The organism is Celeribacter ethanolicus (assembly GCF_001550095.1).
Taxonomy (GTDB): domain Bacteria; phylum Pseudomonadota; class Alphaproteobacteria; order Rhodobacterales; family Rhodobacteraceae; genus Celeribacter; species Celeribacter ethanolicus.
This window is the reverse complement of the sequence record NZ_LRUC01000019.1, coordinates 1-16,162: the sequence shown is the minus strand read 5'-3', so window position 1 is coordinate 16,162 and position 16,162 is coordinate 1. Positions and strand designations below refer to the sequence as shown.

The window sequence follows — 16,162 nt, the reverse complement described above, 5'->3', positions numbered from 1 at the left end:
CCCTCAAATATGCAGCGCCCGACCGTAAGCCGCCAACACCGCCTCATGCATCATTTCCGACATCGTCGGGTGCGGGAAGACCGTGTTCATCAGCTCTTCTTCCGTCGTCTCCAACGTCCGCCCGATCACGTAGCCCTGGATCATTTCCGTCACCTCGGCGCCCACCATATGCGCGCCCAAAAGCTCGCCCGTCTTGGCGTCGAACACGGTTTTCACCAGACCCTCGGCCTCGCCCATGGCGACGGCTTTGCCGTTGCCGATAAAGGGAAATTTGCCGACTTTGATCTCGTAACCCGCCTCTTTCGCCTTGTCTTCCGTCAGCCCCACAGAGGCCACTTGCGGGTGGCAATAGGTGCAGCCCGCGATCGAGTTCGGCTTGATCGGATGCGGGTGGAGGCCCGCGATCAGCTCGGCGACCATGACGCCTTCGTGCGACGCTTTGTGGGCCAGCCAAGGCGCGCCCGCGATGTCGCCGATGGCGAACAATCCGTCGACGCCCGTGCGGCAGAATTCGTCAGTCACGACATGCGTGCGGTCGATTTTCACGCCCGCCTCCTCGAGGCCCAGACCCTCGACATTGCCGACGATGCCGACCGCGGAAATCACCGTGTCGAACTCTTCGGTGGTGACTTTGCCGTCGGCTTCAAAATGCGCTGTGACCTTGCCTTTTGCACGGTCGAGTTTCTTCACGGTCGTCTTTTGCAGGATCTTCATCCCCTGCTTTTCGAACTGCTTTTTGGCGAAGGCGGAGATGTCTTTGTCTTCGACCGGCAGCACGCGATCCATCACTTCGACGACCGTCGTGTCGGCGCCCAAAGTGTTGTAAAAGCTCGCGAATTCAATGCCGATTGCGCCCGATCCGATGACCAGCAACTTCTTCGGCATCCGCGTCGGCACCAGAGCGTGGCGGTAGGTCCAGACCAGATCGCCGTCGGCCTCCAGCCCCGGCAGCTCACGCGCCCGCGCGCCGGTGGCGACGATGATGTTTTTGGCGGTCAAAGTCTCGGTGCCCTTGTCGGTTTTGACCTCGACCTTGCCTTTGCCCGCGAGCTTGGCCTCGCCCATGATCGCGGTGACTTTGTTCTTTTTGAACAGGGTCTTGATGCCGCCGTTCATCTGCGCCGCGACACCGCGCGAGCGCTTGACGATGGCGTCGAGATCAAAGCCGATGTCCCCCGCCGACAGACCGAATTCCTTGGCGCGGTGCATCTGGTGATAGACTTCCGCCGAGCGCAACAGCGCCTTGGTCGGAATGCAGCCCCAGTTCAGACAAATCCCGCCAAGGTTTTCGCGCTCGACACAGGCGACCTTGAGGCCAAGCTGCGCCGCACGAATGGCCGCAACATAGCCACCGGGGCCAGCGCCGATGACCACGAGGTCGAAGTTTTGATCCGCCCCGCTCATGCGATGCCCCCCAAACACACGTATTTCAACTCGAGGAAATCTTCGATGCCGTGACGTGAACCTTCGCGTCCCAGGCCGGACATTTTGACCCCGCCAAAGGGCGCTTCTGCGGTCGAAATCAACCCGGTGTTGACCCCGACCATGCCGTATTCAAGTCCTTCCGAGACCCGGAAAATCCGCGCCACATCCTGTGCGTAGAAATAGGAGGCGAGGCCGAATTCGGTGTCATTGGCGGCCTGGATCGCCTCGGCTTCGTCGGTGAAGCGAAAGAGCGGCGCGACGGGGCCAAAGGTTTCCTCGCGCGCGACGGCCATCTCGGAGGTCACATCCGCCAGAACCGTCGGCTCATAGAATGTGCCGCCCAGAGCGTGCGGTTTGCCACCGGCAAGCACGCGGCCGCCTTTTTCCACCACATCGGTGACGTGGCTTTGCACTTTTTCCAACGCGCTCTCATCAATCAGCGGGCCAAGCTCGACGCCACTCTCCATGCCGTTGCCGGTGCGCAGGTTCGAGACCGCCTTGGCGAGTTTCTCGGAGAAGGCATCATAGACCGCGTCCTGCACATAGATGCGGTTGGCGCAAACACAGGTCTGTCCATTGTTGCGGAATTTCGCGATCAATGCGCCCTCGACAGCAGCGTCGAGATCGGCGTCATCGAAGACGATAAACGGCGCGTTGCCGCCCAGTTCCAGCCCGAGTTTCTTGATCGTCGGCGCCGATTGCGCATAGAGCATCGCGCCAATTTCCGTTGATCCTGTGAAGGTCAGTTTGCGCACCACCGGGTTCTCGGTCAGCTCCGCACCGATCTGCGCGGCGGAACCGGTGATGACGCTGAAGAGACCTTTGGGCAGTCCCGCGCGCTCGGCCAGAACCGCCAAGGCGATGGCGGAATAGGGCGTCTGGGAGGCGGGCTTCAACACCATGCCACAACCCGCAGCAAAGGCAGGCCCAGCCTTGCGGGTGATCATCGCATTGGGGAAATTCCATGGCGTGATCGCGGCGACAACGCCGATGGGTTGTTTCATCACGAGGATGCGTTTGTCGGGCTGATGGCCGGGAATGGTCTCGCCATAGACACGACGCGCCTCTTCGGCAAACCATTCGACAAAGCTCGCGCCGTAGGTGATTTCGCCCGCGGCTTCCGCGAGAGGTTTGCCCTGTTCCAACGTCAGGATTTGCGCCAAAGCCTCACGATGCGCGATCATCAGATCGAACCATGCGCGCAGCACGTTTGAGCGGTCTTTCGCGGTCCGTGCAGCCCAAGCCTTTTGCGCCTCTTCGGCGGCTTTGACCGCCTTGGCGACCTCGGCCCGGCCCAGTTTCGGAACATACCCGATCAGCGCGCCGTCGGCGGGGTTGCGCACGGCAATGCCGGTCTCCGGATCGGCCTCGATCCAGTCTCCGGCAACCAGATTGGCGTCGCGCAACAGCCCGGTGGCGCGCAGATCTTGCAAACTCAAACTCATTGTTCGTCCTCCTCATGCGTCAGAAACCGCAGCATCTCCGTCAACTGCGCCTCCAACATGTGATGCCCCGGATGGATCGCCAGCCCGCGCGCTTCGGCGGCGTGCAACAGCGGCGTGATCTCCGGCTGCATGATGACCTCGGCGACCAATGTGCCGGGATCGAGTGTTGCGGGATCGAAGGGCAGCGCATCCTCGGGTTTGAGACCCAAAGAGGTGCCGTTGATCGCGATGTCATGCCCGACGGGGTCGGTGGCGGCAGCAAACGCCACATCCGGAAAATGCTCTGCCAGACGGGCGATGAGCGCCTCGGCTTTCTCAACGGAGCGGTTTGCCACAGTCAGCGCCGCAATGCCCCGTTCCGCCAGAGCAAAGGCGATGGCACTCGCCGCGCCCCCTGCCCCCGCGAGGAACACCCGCTTGCCAAAAAGCGTCACGCCCGCCTGTTCCAACCCGCGTGTAAAGCCTTCGCCGTCGAGGATATCGCCGTAGAGCGCCCCGTCCGACCTGCGCCGGATAACATTGACGCTTTGCGCCGCCGCCGCGCGCGCACTCAGCGCATCGCAGAGCGCAGGCACAGCGGTTTTATGCGGTACGGTAATCACGGCGCCCGCGAAATTGCGCGCACCTGCGAGACCTTTGAGCATCGGCTCCAAGGCCTCGGGCGGCACTTCGAGCGGAACCAGAACGGCGTCCACGCCCTCCGCCTCAAACCGCGCGTTGAGCGCCTGCGGCGTGCGCACATGGGTGACCGGATCGGCGAGGATCGCCAGCGTTTTGGTGTGCCCCGTGATCATGTTACACCAACAGGCTCATCGGATTTTCAATACCGGCTTTGAAGACCGCCAACCACTGCGCGCCCACGGCCCCATCGACCGTCCGGTGATCGACAGAAAGCGTCACGCTCATGACCGGTGCCAGCACGATCTGATCGCCGCGCCCGACGGGGCGTTTTTCGGCGGCTCCGACGGCGAGGATACAGCTCTGCGGCGGGTTGATGATCGCGGAAAAGCTCTTGACCCCATACATCCCAAGGTTCGACAGCGAGAACCCGCCGCCTTGGTATTCATCCGGTTTCAGACGGCCCTCACGGGCCTTGGCGGCCAGCGCTTTCATCTCGGAGGACAGCGTGCCGAGGCTCTTTTGATCGGCATTGCGCAGAACCGGCGTGATCAGCCCGCCGTCAGTCGCGACCGCCACGGAAATGTCGATGGATTTGAGCTGCAACACCGCCTCATCGGTCCAGATCGCATTGGCGGCGGGTACTTTGGCCAGTGCGTTTGCGACGGCTTTGACGATGAAATCATTGACCGAAATTCGGTCCGCTTTCTCGCGCCCCTCGTTGATCTGGGACCGGAGCGCCATGAGCGCCTCGATGTCACAATCGGCTTCAAGATAGAAATGGGGCACGGTGGTTTTCGACTCGAGCAGCCGCCGCGCGATGGTGCGACGCATGCCGGTGTGGGGGATTTCCTCGTAGTCGCCGATGCCCACAAGGTTGGGCGCAGCGGTGGCCTTTACAGCAGCCGCCACCGGAGCGACAGCCCCGGCCTCGGCAGCGCGCTCGACGTCGATACGCACGATGCGACCGCGCGGGCCGGACCCGGAAAGCCCTGACAAATCGACACCTTTCTGTGCCGCGATCCGGCGCGCGAGCGGCGAGGCCGCAATCTTGTCGGAGGATTTCGCCACCGGGGCTGCTTCGGCTTTCGGTGCCTCAACCGGCGCTTTGACCGTTTCCCCAGGCACCGCCCCACCCGGCGTATAGCCGTCCAGCACAGAGGCGTCTTCGCCCTCCAACAAGAGGACCGCGATCACCGCATTCACATCGGCGCGCTCGCCGGCGGGGGTGAGGATTTTGCCCAACACCCCGTCGGCGTCGGCCTCGAATTCCATCGTCGCCTTGTCGGTTTCGACCTCAGCCAATGTATCCCCGGCCTTCACGGCCTCGCCTTCGGCCTTGAGCCAATTGGCGATCACCGCGTCTTCCATTCCGGCGGAGAGCGAGGGCAGTATGATTTCCTTGGGCATGTCTTCTCTCCTTATTCCGCCGCCCCTGCCGCAAGCGGCAGGCCCTGATCGGCCATGACCTCGCGCAGGCCCGCTTCGATGTCTTGCGGACGCGCGCAAGCCGCCGCTTCAAGCACTTTGGAAATGCTGGGCGAAGCTTCCGCGCCATGCACCCGTTTGATCGGTTGATCGAGGAAGTCGAAACAACGACGCTGGATTTCATCGGCGAGCCAGCCACCATAGGAGGTGCCAGAAGCGCCCTGTTCGACGATCAACACATTGCCGGTCTTCTCGATGGAGGCCTCGATGGTCTCCCAATCAAGCCCGGCGCGATCGAGGCTGCGCAGGTCGATGATTTCGGCATCCACGCCCAGACGCTCGACCACCTCGCAGGTCTTTTCGACCATGGCGAGATAGGTCAGCACGGTGACGCGCGCGCCCTCGCGGACGACTTTGGCCTTGCCCAGCGGGATCATGTAATCGAGATCATCGACAGGCCCGACGCCTTTCGACGCGTAGAGATCGACGTGTTCGATCACCAGAACCGGGTCCTCACACTGAAGCGCCGCGTTCATCAGCCCGACATAGTCATAAGGCGTCGAGGGCGCGACGATGCGCCAGCCGGGGGCGGTCGCGAAAATCCCCGCCGGGTCCATCGAGTGCTGCGAGCCATAGCCCGTGCCCATCGCCACTTTCGTGCGCAACACCAAAGGCATGGCATTGTCACCGCCGAACATGTGACGCGCCTTGCCGATCTGGTTGAACACCTGATCCGCGGCCACCCACATGAAATCCGGGTACATGAATTCGATCACCGGACGCACACGCCCGTCGGCAGCCATACCTGCGGCGAGACCCGTAAAGGCGTTCTCCGCAATCGGCGTGCCGAGGCAGCGATCCGGGAACCTGTCCGAGAGGCCTTTGGTCGCGCCATTGGTGCCGCCTTTGAGACGGTGCACATCCTCGCCCATGACGACGACACGCTCGTCCATCTCCATCCGACGCATCATCACATCGGCGACGGCGTCGATGAATTTCACATTGTCCTTGAGCGTACCGGAAAACGCGTCTTGTTCCTCAAAACGCGCCCCGTCGAATTCCGACAGATCGCCACGCAGACCGAAATCGCGGAAGCTTTCTTCGGGCCAGAGCGCCGGTTTGATACGACGTTTGCCGTCGACCTCTTCGATCAGCTCGCCCGCGATCTCTTCCATCATCTCTTGCGCCTGGCTGCGCAGGTCTTCGACGGCTTGCGCGCCGATGATCTGACGCTCCATCAGGTCGCGCGCCATGGCGTCGAGCGGATCGCGGCCGCGCCATTCCTGCTCTTCTTCCTTCGTGCGATAGCCAAAGGCAGAGCCCGGAAGCGCGCCGTTCTGGTGGAAATAGCGGTAGACATCGGCCTCGATCACCACCGGACCTTCGCCCGCGCGCATGATCTTATTGGCTTCCTCGGCGGCCAGATAAACCGACAGCGTGTCCATGCCGTCCACCTTGAAGGCCGGGATGCCAAAGGCCAGACCGCGCGCCGAAAGCCGCGTCTCTGCGGTGACTTCCTCGACATGGGTCGAGACGGCGTAGCGGTTGTTTTCAATGAAGAAACAGATCGGCAGCTTCCACGCGGCGGCGATGTTCATCGTCTCCAGCACAGAGCCGATATTCACCGCGCCATCGCCGAAATAGGTGTAGACCACATCGCCCGTGCCCGCCTGTTTGTGCGCCCAGGCCGCGCCCGCCGCCATGGGGACACCGCCGCCGACGATGGCATTGGTGCCAAGGTTGCCGCTTTCGGCCCAACGCAGGTGCATCGAGCCGCCGCGACCTTTGCAAAAGCCCCCGGCCAGACCGAGAATTTCCGACAGGGTGCGTTTCGACAGATGCCGCAGCGTCTCGCCAAAGCTTTTCTCCGGGTCGATGCCTTCGGGGGCGGCATAGGCCAGCGCCTTGGCGAGAAACTGATGGTGCGCGCGGTGCGAGCCGTTCACCTGATCGGAGCCACGCATCGCCATGGCGGAGCCGACAGCACCGCCCTCTTGACCAATCGCGGAGTGTGCAGGCCCATGCACAAGCCCCTGCCCCGCAAGGTCCAGCACCTTTTCCTCAAAAGCGCGGATGAGGTGCAATTGGCTCAGCATCGTGCGCCCGACGGTCGGGTCAAGCTCGGCGCGATCCTCCTTGGAGGCCTTGATGTCACGCCAGAAGGCTTTCGGCGTCAGATCGTCATAGATCGGCATGTCAGTTGTCCTTTACAAATAGCTGTAGGAGGACCAGCCACCATCGGCGACCAGCGTCTGGCCGGTCACATAGGCGGAAGCGTCCGAAGCGAGAAACAGGGAAGCGGAAGCGATTTCCTCGGGCGTACCGAGACGTCCCGCGGGCACCCGCGCGTTGAGCGCGTCAAGGTCCAGACGACCTTGCGCAGCGAGATTTTCGGTCAGTGCGGTGCGCACATAGCCGGGCGCGATGGCGTTGACGCGGATGTTGCGGTCGGCCCATTCGATGGCCAGAACCTTGGTGAGCGCCACCACCCCCGCCTTGGCGGCGCAATAGGCGGCGCGCTCAGGCGCCGTGACGACGCCGTACATCGAGGCGGTGTTGACGATGCTGCCCCCGCCCTGTTCCGCCATGATCCGGCCTGCGGCCTGCGCCACGAAAAACGCGCCGCTGAGATTGATGTCGATGCCCCGACGCCAGGTCGCTTCGTCGAGGTCAAGGGATGGCCCATTGCCGGAGATGCCTGCGTTGTTCATCACCACATCGAGCCGCCCGCCAAAAGCCACCGCCGCCTCACAGGCTGCCGCAACCGTGCCTGTGTCGGTGATCGATCCCGCAAGCGCCATGACCCGTCCCGGATGATCGGCGTTCAAGGCATCCGCCGCCGCCCGCACGCCGTCCTCGTCCAGATCGAAGAGCACGACATGAGCGCCCGCGCCCACAAAAGCGCGCGCCATGGCAAGGCCGAGGCCCGAAGCGGCACCTGTCACAAGCGCGGTGCGTCCGGTGAAATCGAATATGGTCGTCATGATAATTCTCCTCCGGTCCCGGAAACGCCCTCCTCGGGTCGCCGGGTTGAAAAACTGTGTTACTTCTGCGCGTTGCGCTGGCTCAGCTCATGTAAAGCCCGCCGTTGACGTGAATGGTTTCGCCGTTCACAAAACTCGCCGCCTCGCTGCACAGAAACGCGATGACTGTGGCGATCTCGGACGCTTGTCCGGTTCGCCCCATCGGCGTGTGCCTGAGCGTGTCGTCGCCCCGCGTCGCGATCAGATCGCGTGTCATCGGCGTGTCGATCACACCGGGCGCCACGACATTGACCCGCGTTTTCGGCGCCAACTCATTGGCCAGCGCGCGGGTCATGGCGCTAATGGCACCTTTCGAGGCGCCGTAATGCGCGTTGGTCTTGGCGCCACGATGCGCGGCGAGCGAGCTAAGGTTGACGATGGACGATCCGGCTTTCAAATGGTCGACCGAGCGGCGGGTGAGGAAGAAGACGCCATCGAGGTTGATGGACAGGGTGCGGCGCCATTGATCGTCAGTCATCTCGGCGAAAGGCTCCGCCATATAGATGCCGGCGGAGGGCACGAGAAAGTCGATGCCACCGAGTTTTTCCGCCGCTGCGACGATCCGGTCGGCGTCGTCGGGATTGGCCGCATCCACGGCGAGGGTTTCAATCGCCCCCCCCTTCGGCGAGGTGAGCGCAGCGGCAAATTCCGCCAATGCATCGCCATCGAGATCGGCCAGCACCAGACTGGCACCAGCGGCATGGAACAATTCGGCCACGGCGCGGCCGATGCCGCCATTGGCGCCGGTCAAAACCAGTGTGCGGTTGGTGAAATCGAACATCATGCCGAGACCTCCGCAAGGTCTGCGCGATACTCGGTGACGTCGGCATATTCGACGATCTCGACGACATGCCCCTCCGGGTCACGCAGGAAAGCGAGGAAAGTGCCGGGGCGCACTTCGACCGGTTCATCGCCCGTCATCAAAATGCCACCCGCTGCGACAACGCGGGCCACAACGGCGCGCAGGTCGTCGACGATGAAGGTCAGATACATCGCTTCGTGGCGGTCCAGAATGTGGTCCGTTGGCTCAGGGCGCTCGGCCGGGGCGATCTCTGGCGCGAGCAATTTGATCCGTTCCCCCCAAGAGGTTTGCAGCCGCACGACACGGTAGCCGCCTCGGCTGAGTGCGGCCAAATCCGCTTTCTCGGCGGGGACGGTCACATCGGCGGCAATCGTGAAGCCAAAGGCCTCTTGGTAGAACGCCAGCATCCTGGGCAGATCGCGCACGGTCAGCCCCATTTCCATCGGTGCGGTCATTTTCATCGCACTATCTCCTTTACACCGCGAGCCATTCGTCGGTGATTTCCGGCTTGGCATTCAATTCATCGGGCGTGCCTTCGAACACGATCTGGCCGTGCCCCATGACACAGACCCGATGCGAGACATGCATGGCGATGGTGAGTTTTTGCTCGACCAACACCACGGAAACGCCGTGTTTGTTGATGTCTTGGATCACCTCGCCGACAACGGTCACGATCTTGGGCGCAAGGCCTTCGGTCGGCTCGTCGATCAACATCACCAAGGGGTTGCCCAGAAGCGAGCGGCACATGGTGAGCATCTGCTGTTCACCGCCCGAGAGGCTCCCGGCACGGGTGTTGCGGCGTTCCTTGAGGCGCGGGAAATAGGTGAACATCTGTTCGACGTCCCATTTCGCCGCCCCCGCAGGCCCGCTTTGGCGGCCCATCTCAAGGTTCTCATCGACGCTGAGGTTGAGGAAAATCTCGCGCTCTTCGGGCACATAGCCGATGCCCCGCCGACAGATCGCAAAACTACGTTGACCGGCCAGATCGACACCGTCGAGACGCACATGGCCCTCGGTCGGCGGCACCAGCCCCATGATGGATTTCATCGTGGTCGAACGCCCGGAGCCGTTGCGGCCCAAGAGGCTCACGACCTCGCCACGCGCCACATCGAAGGTGACGCCGTGCAGGATATGGCTTTTGCCGTAATGGGCGTGCAACCCCTCGACGGACAGGATGGTGTCGCTCATGTTGATGCCGTTCATGCCGCCTCCTCGCCCAGATAGGCCTCTTTCACGCGGGCGTTGCCGCGAATTTCCTCGGGCGTGCCGGTGGCGATGATTTCGCCATAGACCAGCACGCTGATGCGATGCGCGAGTGAAAAGACGACGCTCATATCGTGTTCGACGATCAAAAGCGTGCGGCCCTCGGTGATCTCGCGGATCAGACCGGCGGTGTAATCGGTTTCCTCATGCGACATGCCCGCCATCGGTTCGTCGAGCAAAATCACCTGCGGATCGGAGGCCAGCGTCATGCCGATCTCCAGCGAGCGTTGCTCGGAATACGACAGCTGGCTGGCGAGCGTCTGCGCGCGCTCAGTCAGGCGGATTTTTGTCAGAAGGTCGTCGACCTCCTCATTCACCAGCCGTAGCCGCGCGGCAGAGCGCCAGAACACGAATTGCAGGTTGTGCTTGCGCATCACCGCGAGACGCAGGTTCTCGAACACCGTCACACCGGGGAAGATGTTGGTGATCTGGAACGAGCGCGCCAGACCGCGCCGGTTGACCTCCGCCGGTTTCAGCCCGGCGATGTTCTTGCCGTTCAAAAGGATCTTGCCCTCGGTGGGCGCGAACTGGCCGGAGCAGAGGTGGAACAGTGTCGACTTGCCCGCCCCGTTCGGCCCGATGACCGCATGGCGTTCACCCGGAAGCACATCGAGATTGGCATCCCGGATGATATGGGCCGGGCCGAAGGATTTGTGAACATGTTGCAAAGACAGAATGGGGGTGCTCATGCCTGTGCCTCCTTGCGCGCCGCAACACGGCGGTTGACCATAATGACCAAAGCGATACCGAAACCGAAGAGACCGAGACCGAAGGCCCAGGGCAGAACGGAAAGCGGCGCCCAGTCATAAGAGAAAAGCGCGATGTCGGGCCAGTTGCCCTCCGTCACACCGGCGCGATATTCCGGCGACAGGACGCGTTGCAGGAACTCGATCAGGAAGACGGCGCCGAAAGCGGCAATCGCAAGGCTCGCGAGACGAGCCAGCAGAGTGCTGATCGTACGGGCCAGGCCTTCGCCGCTGGGGTTGCGGATACGTTCGACCAGTTCCCCCACGATGCCACGCGGCAGGAACATCATGACGAGCACGAAGATGATGCCTTGGTACAAAAGCCAGACACGGGTCAGATCCGAGCTGACATGACCGAAGAAGGTCATCACCGCACCGCCGATCGCCGGACCAAGGAAGACGCGCACGCCGCCGATGAAGCTGTTGAGCACCACGGCCGTGGAGATGTGCGACTCGAGCACGACATAGTTCGCGGCCTCGATGTTCATCGACTGAAGCGCGCCTGCGATGCCCGCGAACATGGCGGAAATGGCAAAGATCAGCGTACCCAACGCATGGGTGTTGTAGCCCAGAAAACGCAGACGATGCGCGTTTTCACGCAGGCCCAGAGCCAAACGCCCAAGCGGGGTTTTGCTGAAGAGATACAGAAGACCGATGCTCACGAGCGTCCAGACCAGCGTCAGGAAATAGACGTCATTGAGCGAACCGAAGCCAATGCCCCAGGCCGGCATACGGAAGGAGGACACGCCCGCCTCGCCGCCAAAGACGGTTTTGAGGTGCGGCGCCAGAGCGTGCAGCAATTCAGCCAGCGCCAGCGTGATCATGGCGAAGTAAACGCCCGTGCGCTTGGTCGAAAAATAGCCTGCCAAAAGCCCGCTCACGAGGCCCGACGCCCCACCGACCAGCGGCAAAAGCGGCGTCGGCAAAAGCCCCTCGCCCCCGAAGGCGTTCATCGCATGGACGGCGGCGAAGGCACCGACACCGAAGTAGGCGGCATGGCCAAAGCTCAGCATCCCGGCCTGCCCGCACAACAAACCAAAGGCCATGGCGAACAGAGCGGAGATCAGCATCTGCACGGCGGCGTTGAGCATGGAGCCGGAGACCAGCCACGGCAGGGCGATCAGCACGGCAACCGTGACCAAAAGAAGTAGAGGTGCGTATTTCATGAGTTATTCCTTCTCGCCCATCAATCCGGAGGGGCGCAGCACCAGCACCAGAAGCATGATGAAGAACGGCAGGGTGGCCGCGAGGCTCGACATGCGCATGGTCAAAAGCCCGCCAACCTCATCGGCCCAGCCGCCCATGCCGATCCAGGTCAGAATATCCGCGATGCGGAAATCGCTGCCGACCGCGAGCGAATTGGTGATCCCGATCAACAGGGACGCCGCCATCGCGCCGCCCATGGAGCCGAGCCCCCCGACCACGACGACGACAAAGACCATGACGCCAAGCTCCAAGGCCATGTTCGGATTGGTGGTGTAGAACGCGCCAGCGACAGCGCCCGCAAGACCCGCCAAAGCCGCGCCGATACCGAAAACGCCCATGAACACCATGGGCACGTTATGGCCCAGCGCCTCGACCATCTGCGGACGGTAAATGGCGGAGCGCACGACGATGCCCACACGGGTTTTCGTCAGCAAGAGATAGATCGCGATGAACATGACGACGGCGATGCCGCCCATGAACAGGCGATAGAACGGATAGTCGATGCCCGACAAAGAGAAGGCCGCAAAGTTGAGTTCCGCAGGCACACGGTAGTCCACCGCGAATTTGCCGTAGACCATCTTGATCATCTCGGCGATCACCACCGACAGACCGAAGGTCACAAGCAATTCATGCGCATGGCCGTGTTCGTGCACGTGGCGCAGGATAAAGCGCTCGACCAGAATTCCGACCCCCATCACAAGGATCGGCGCCAGAATGATCGCCAGCCAAAACCCGGTCAGGGGCTGAAGCGTGTAGGCGAAATAGGCGCCCAGCATGTAAAAGGATGCGTGGGCAAAGTTCAAAACCCCCATCATCCCGAAGATGAGCGTCAAACCGGCGGAAACCATGAAGAGCAAAAGCCCGTAAATGGTGCCGTTGAGCAAAGCGAAGAGTATCTGGTCCACCCTGACCTCCGTAGGCATCGGTATAGCTGTGCCATGGCCGGGGCGCGCTGGCCCCGATCACAACATGCGTTTCGTGTGTCGTGGAATGTCCGGAGCGTCAGCCCGGACGCTTCATTTTGCAGCTGTCCTGCACCGGCTGTTCGGCGTCTTCGGCTGCAATCACCTTGATCGGCACAAAGCCGAATTCGGTGTCATCGGATTTGTATTTCGCGTCGCGGCTGACTTCCTGAACGATCATCGACTGAACGATCTGGTGATCTTCCGCACGGATATAAACCGGCCCCATCGGGGTTTCGACACGCGCATTCTCCAGCGCCACGGCCAGATCGGCGGCGTTCAGCCCGTCTTCCGTCGGTTCAACCGATTTCAGCGCTTCTCCCAGAAGCATCATGCCGAACACGGCGGTCGGTTCAACATAGCTCGGATAATGCCCGGTGAAAGCTTTGTAATCCTCCATGAACACGGCGCTTTCCTCCGGGTTGACCTCCGGATTGAACGTCGTCGAAAGGAAATGCCCCTCCGCCACGGCGCCCGCATTGCCGATATTGCCCGGCTGGTCGAGGAAGGCCGTGCCGAACCGCACGTCCAGCCCTGCCCCGCTTGTCGCTTTCATCAGCAAAAGCAGGTCATTCGACCAGTTTCCGGTGATAACCGTATCAGCATCAGCGGCCTGGATGCGTTGCACATAGGGCGAAAAGTCCTGGATTTTATTGACGTCGTGCAGCGTCGTTTCCACCACTTCGACGCCGAGGCGCCCGGCGGCTTCAACGGTGTTGTCCTGAACATCAATACCCCAGGAATAGTTCTGGTTCATCGCGTAGATACGTTCGCCCAGAACCCCCGCTTCCTGCATGCCGTCCATGATCGTGTTGACACGGATCGCGGCATTCGGCGTGGTGCGGAAATGGTAGTAATGACACTTGGCGCCGGTCAATTCCATCGCCTCGCCACCGAGGTTCACATAGAGCACCTCATTGCCGGCGTTGCGCAGGTTGTATTTGCGCACGTCTTCAGTCACCTGACCGGCCACAGCCGAGGACGAGCCCTGCAGAATAATGTCCGCGCCCTCGGAAATCGCGGCGCGCACACGGTCAGCTGCGCCCACCGGACCGCCCTGGTTGTCGAATTCGAGCAGCTCGATCGGCGCCCCACCGAAACCGCCCGCCTCGTTGATTTTGCTGAGCTGGTATTTCACAGCATCGCGGTAGAGCAAACCGGTCGAGGCCTGCGGACCCGACAGAGTCTCCACAAGGGCGATCTTCAAAGGCTCGGCCTGTGCGGCCGTGGCCGCCCCCAAGACGAGCGCCATGGCCGCCGTTCCGCGTGCGAATTTCTGGAATCCCATACTGTCCTCCCTGACATATCTGATGCGAAGAGATCCTCCACCCCTTCGGCTTTTCATGTGATGACACAAAATGGTCTTACCAGTCAACAACCTAACTGACCAATTTTTCAAAACACAAAAAACTGCGTAAAAAATCAAAATTCACAAATTATAATATTGAATTTATATGATAATTTTTTCTTTAACCTGTCAGACCAGTGATATATCATGACGGGGTAAAGGGGAAGAAATGTCCGTATCCAGTCAAATCACATCAGATCAATCGCGCAATGGTACAGGGTCCCGCAATGGGCATCTGCCCGACGAGATCGCACAGGACCTGAGCGCAAAAATTGCCTCGGGTGCCTTGTCTGTCGGAGATCGGCTTCCCTCGGAACGCGACCTTTGCACGCAATATGCGGTCAGCCGCGCCGTGGTGCGCGAAGCTCTGTCGCAACTCAAATCCGACGGTCTGGTCGCGGCGCGTGCGGGCAGCGGCGTCTACGTGACCCAACGCGATTCGACCAATGCATTCCGCTTTCAGAACTTTTCCGTCTCCGATCTGAGCCGGCTCGAAGAGGCGATGGAACTGCTCGTCACCATCGAAGTTGCCGCCACGCGCATCGCCGCGAAACGCCGCACGCCCGAGGATTTGAAAAGGATCAAACGGGCATTGATTGGCATGGAATATGCCATCGCCAGCGACCGGCTGGGCGACGAAGAGGACTATCAGTTCCACCAGGCCATCGTCGAAGCCACGCACAACCAGCATTTCATTTCTCTGTGCCAGCATCTCGAGGCCAGCGCGCGCAACATCATTCGTCAGGCCCGGAGCAACACAAGAACCAATCACGCCGAGCTTCTGGATGCGGTGCAGGATGAGCACAAGGCCATCTTCAAAGCGCTCGAAGACGGCGACGAGGAGGCCGCGGCGGAGGCTGCCGCGCGCCATCTTCGCAACGCCTCCCAGCGCATCCGCATCTATCTCGCGTCGTCATTCTGACCGGAGAGCCTGTCGCTGACAGACGCATCCGGGCACGTCCCGGTCTCGACCTCTGATGCCGTACAAGGACCGTTCGACAAGAGTGATCTCGCGGTTTTGCCGAAGTGTCTCATTTGGAAAGGTTGCCGGTGAGGCCGCGATCCTGATGAAAGGCGGCCTCAGCCCAGTTTACGACAAGCCGCTTTGCAGGAACGGAAACGATCCGCGACACCTCTGGCAATGCAGAGCCGACAGAAGAGACCCGTTCTCGGTTGCCCCCCTTCCCGGACCGCCAAACGTCCTGTGCCCGCAGTCGAGAGCACAGGCATCCGTTATCGTATTGTCCGCATCCTTTCAGACCGATGTCGGATTTACCCGACGATTTTCGCCTCGGTCGCGGCGCGCAGCTCTGCCTCAGACACGCCTTCGGCCAGTTCGACGATCTTCAACCCGCCCTCGACCACATCCAGCACGCCGAGATTGGTGATCACCCGATCCACCACGCCCTGACCGGTGAGCGGCAGGGTGCATTGGTGCAGAAGTTTGCTCTCGCCGTGTTTGTTGGTGTGATCCATCACCACCACCACACGGCCCACGCCCGCCACGAGATCCATTGCGCCGCCCATGCCTTTGACCAGCTTGCCGGGGATCATCCAGTTCGCCAGATCGCCCTTCTCGTCGACCTCCATCGCCCCCAAAATTGCCATGGCGATCTTGCCGCCCCGGATCATGCCGAAGCTGAAAGAACTGTCGAAATAGGCGGTGTTGGGCAGTTCCGTGATGGTCTGCTTGCCGGCGTTGATCAGGTCCGGGTCCTCGTCGCCCTCATAGGGAAACGGGCCCATGCCGAGCATGCCGTTCTCCGACTGAAGCGTCACGGAGACGCCTTCGGGGATGAAATTTGGCACCAGTGTAGGGATGCCGATCCCGAGGTTCACATAGGTGCCGTCCTGAAGTTCCTGCGCCGCGCGCGCGGCCATTTGATTGCGGTCCCA

The 16,162-nt window shown here is 61.5% G+C and carries 15 protein-coding genes; 1 reads left to right on the top strand and 14 read right to left on the bottom strand.

Annotated features, from left to right (window positions below; genetic code table 11):
• Positions 1-3: 3 nt before the first annotated feature.
• The 13 genes from lpdA to NH195_RS09345 all read right to left on the bottom strand — a co-directional run bounded on the left by lpdA (position 4) and on the right by NH195_RS09345 (position 14,206).
• Positions 4-1,404 carry a dihydrolipoyl dehydrogenase gene (gene lpdA / locus NH195_RS09405; RefSeq protein ID WP_066705897.1) on the bottom strand — a complete coding sequence of 467 codons (1,401 nt, stop codon included), beginning with the start codon at positions 1,402-1,404 and terminating at the stop codon, positions 4-6.
• A complete protein-coding gene (locus tag NH195_RS09400; RefSeq protein WP_066705895.1) occupies positions 1,401-2,870 on the bottom strand; it encodes an NAD-dependent succinate-semialdehyde dehydrogenase in 1,470 nt (489 codons plus the stop codon). The genes lpdA and NH195_RS09400 overlap by 4 nt, the downstream gene beginning before the upstream one ends.
• Entirely contained in the window at positions 2,867-3,664 is a 798-nt protein-coding gene (locus NH195_RS09395; protein ID WP_066705894.1) for a shikimate dehydrogenase family protein, read from the bottom strand. The genes NH195_RS09400 and NH195_RS09395 overlap by 4 nt, the downstream gene beginning before the upstream one ends.
• Position 3,665: 1 nt before the next feature.
• Positions 3,666-4,898: a pyruvate dehydrogenase complex dihydrolipoamide acetyltransferase gene (locus NH195_RS09390; RefSeq protein WP_066705892.1), complete on the bottom strand. Its 1,233-nt coding sequence runs from the start codon at positions 4,896-4,898 to the stop codon at positions 3,666-3,668.
• Between the two features lie 11 nt (positions 4,899-4,909).
• On the bottom strand, positions 4,910-7,111 hold the full coding sequence (locus NH195_RS09385; RefSeq protein WP_066705891.1) for an alpha-ketoacid dehydrogenase subunit alpha/beta: 2,202 nt from the start codon (positions 7,109-7,111) through the stop codon (positions 4,910-4,912).
• A 12-nt stretch (positions 7,112-7,123) separates the two neighbouring features.
• The gene (locus tag NH195_RS09380) at positions 7,124-7,900 is read right to left on the bottom strand and encodes an SDR family NAD(P)-dependent oxidoreductase (protein ID WP_066705889.1); all 777 of its coding nucleotides are present in this window, start codon (positions 7,898-7,900) and stop codon (positions 7,124-7,126) included.
• Positions 7,901-7,982: 82 nt separating this feature from the next.
• Positions 7,983-8,723 (bottom strand): SDR family NAD(P)-dependent oxidoreductase, encoded by a 741-nt coding sequence (locus NH195_RS09375; RefSeq protein WP_081423857.1) that lies wholly within the window; start codon positions 8,721-8,723, stop codon positions 7,983-7,985.
• Positions 8,720-9,202, bottom strand: coding sequence for a VOC family protein (locus tag NH195_RS09370; protein ID WP_066705888.1), 483 nt, complete (start codon positions 9,200-9,202; stop codon positions 8,720-8,722). The genes NH195_RS09375 and NH195_RS09370 overlap by 4 nt, the downstream gene beginning before the upstream one ends.
• A 13-nt stretch (positions 9,203-9,215) precedes the next feature.
• Positions 9,216-9,944 carry an ABC transporter ATP-binding protein gene (locus NH195_RS09365; RefSeq protein WP_238379738.1) on the bottom strand — a complete coding sequence of 243 codons (729 nt, stop codon included), beginning with the start codon at positions 9,942-9,944 and terminating at the stop codon, positions 9,216-9,218.
• Positions 9,941-10,693: an ABC transporter ATP-binding protein gene (locus NH195_RS09360; RefSeq protein WP_066705886.1), complete on the bottom strand. Its 753-nt coding sequence runs from the start codon at positions 10,691-10,693 to the stop codon at positions 9,941-9,943. The genes NH195_RS09365 and NH195_RS09360 overlap by 4 nt, the downstream gene beginning before the upstream one ends.
• Complete coding sequence (locus NH195_RS09355) at positions 10,690-11,916, bottom strand: branched-chain amino acid ABC transporter permease (protein ID WP_066705884.1); 1,227 nt, start codon at positions 11,914-11,916, stop codon at positions 10,690-10,692. Before NH195_RS09355 ends, NH195_RS09360 begins: the two co-directional genes overlap by 4 nt.
• A gap of 3 nt (positions 11,917-11,919) precedes the next feature.
• Positions 11,920-12,861, bottom strand: coding sequence for a branched-chain amino acid ABC transporter permease (locus NH195_RS09350; protein ID WP_066705883.1), 942 nt, complete (start codon positions 12,859-12,861; stop codon positions 11,920-11,922).
• A 97-nt stretch (positions 12,862-12,958) separates the two neighbouring features.
• Positions 12,959-14,206: a branched-chain amino acid ABC transporter substrate-binding protein gene (locus tag NH195_RS09345; protein ID WP_066705882.1), complete on the bottom strand. Its 1,248-nt coding sequence runs from the start codon at positions 14,204-14,206 to the stop codon at positions 12,959-12,961.
• A 229-nt stretch (positions 14,207-14,435) separates the two neighbouring features.
• On the opposite strand from NH195_RS09345, the gene NH195_RS09340 reads away from it, so the two are divergent.
• Positions 14,436-15,188 (top strand): FadR/GntR family transcriptional regulator, encoded by a 753-nt coding sequence (locus NH195_RS09340; protein ID WP_066705881.1) that lies wholly within the window; start codon positions 14,436-14,438, stop codon positions 15,186-15,188.
• 350 nt (positions 15,189-15,538) lie between these two features.
• On the opposite strand, the gene NH195_RS09335 is transcribed toward NH195_RS09340, so the two are convergent.
• The coding region (locus NH195_RS09335) for a 3-oxoacid CoA-transferase subunit B (protein ID WP_155846130.1) at positions 15,539-16,162 on the bottom strand (624 nt) is incomplete at its 5' end.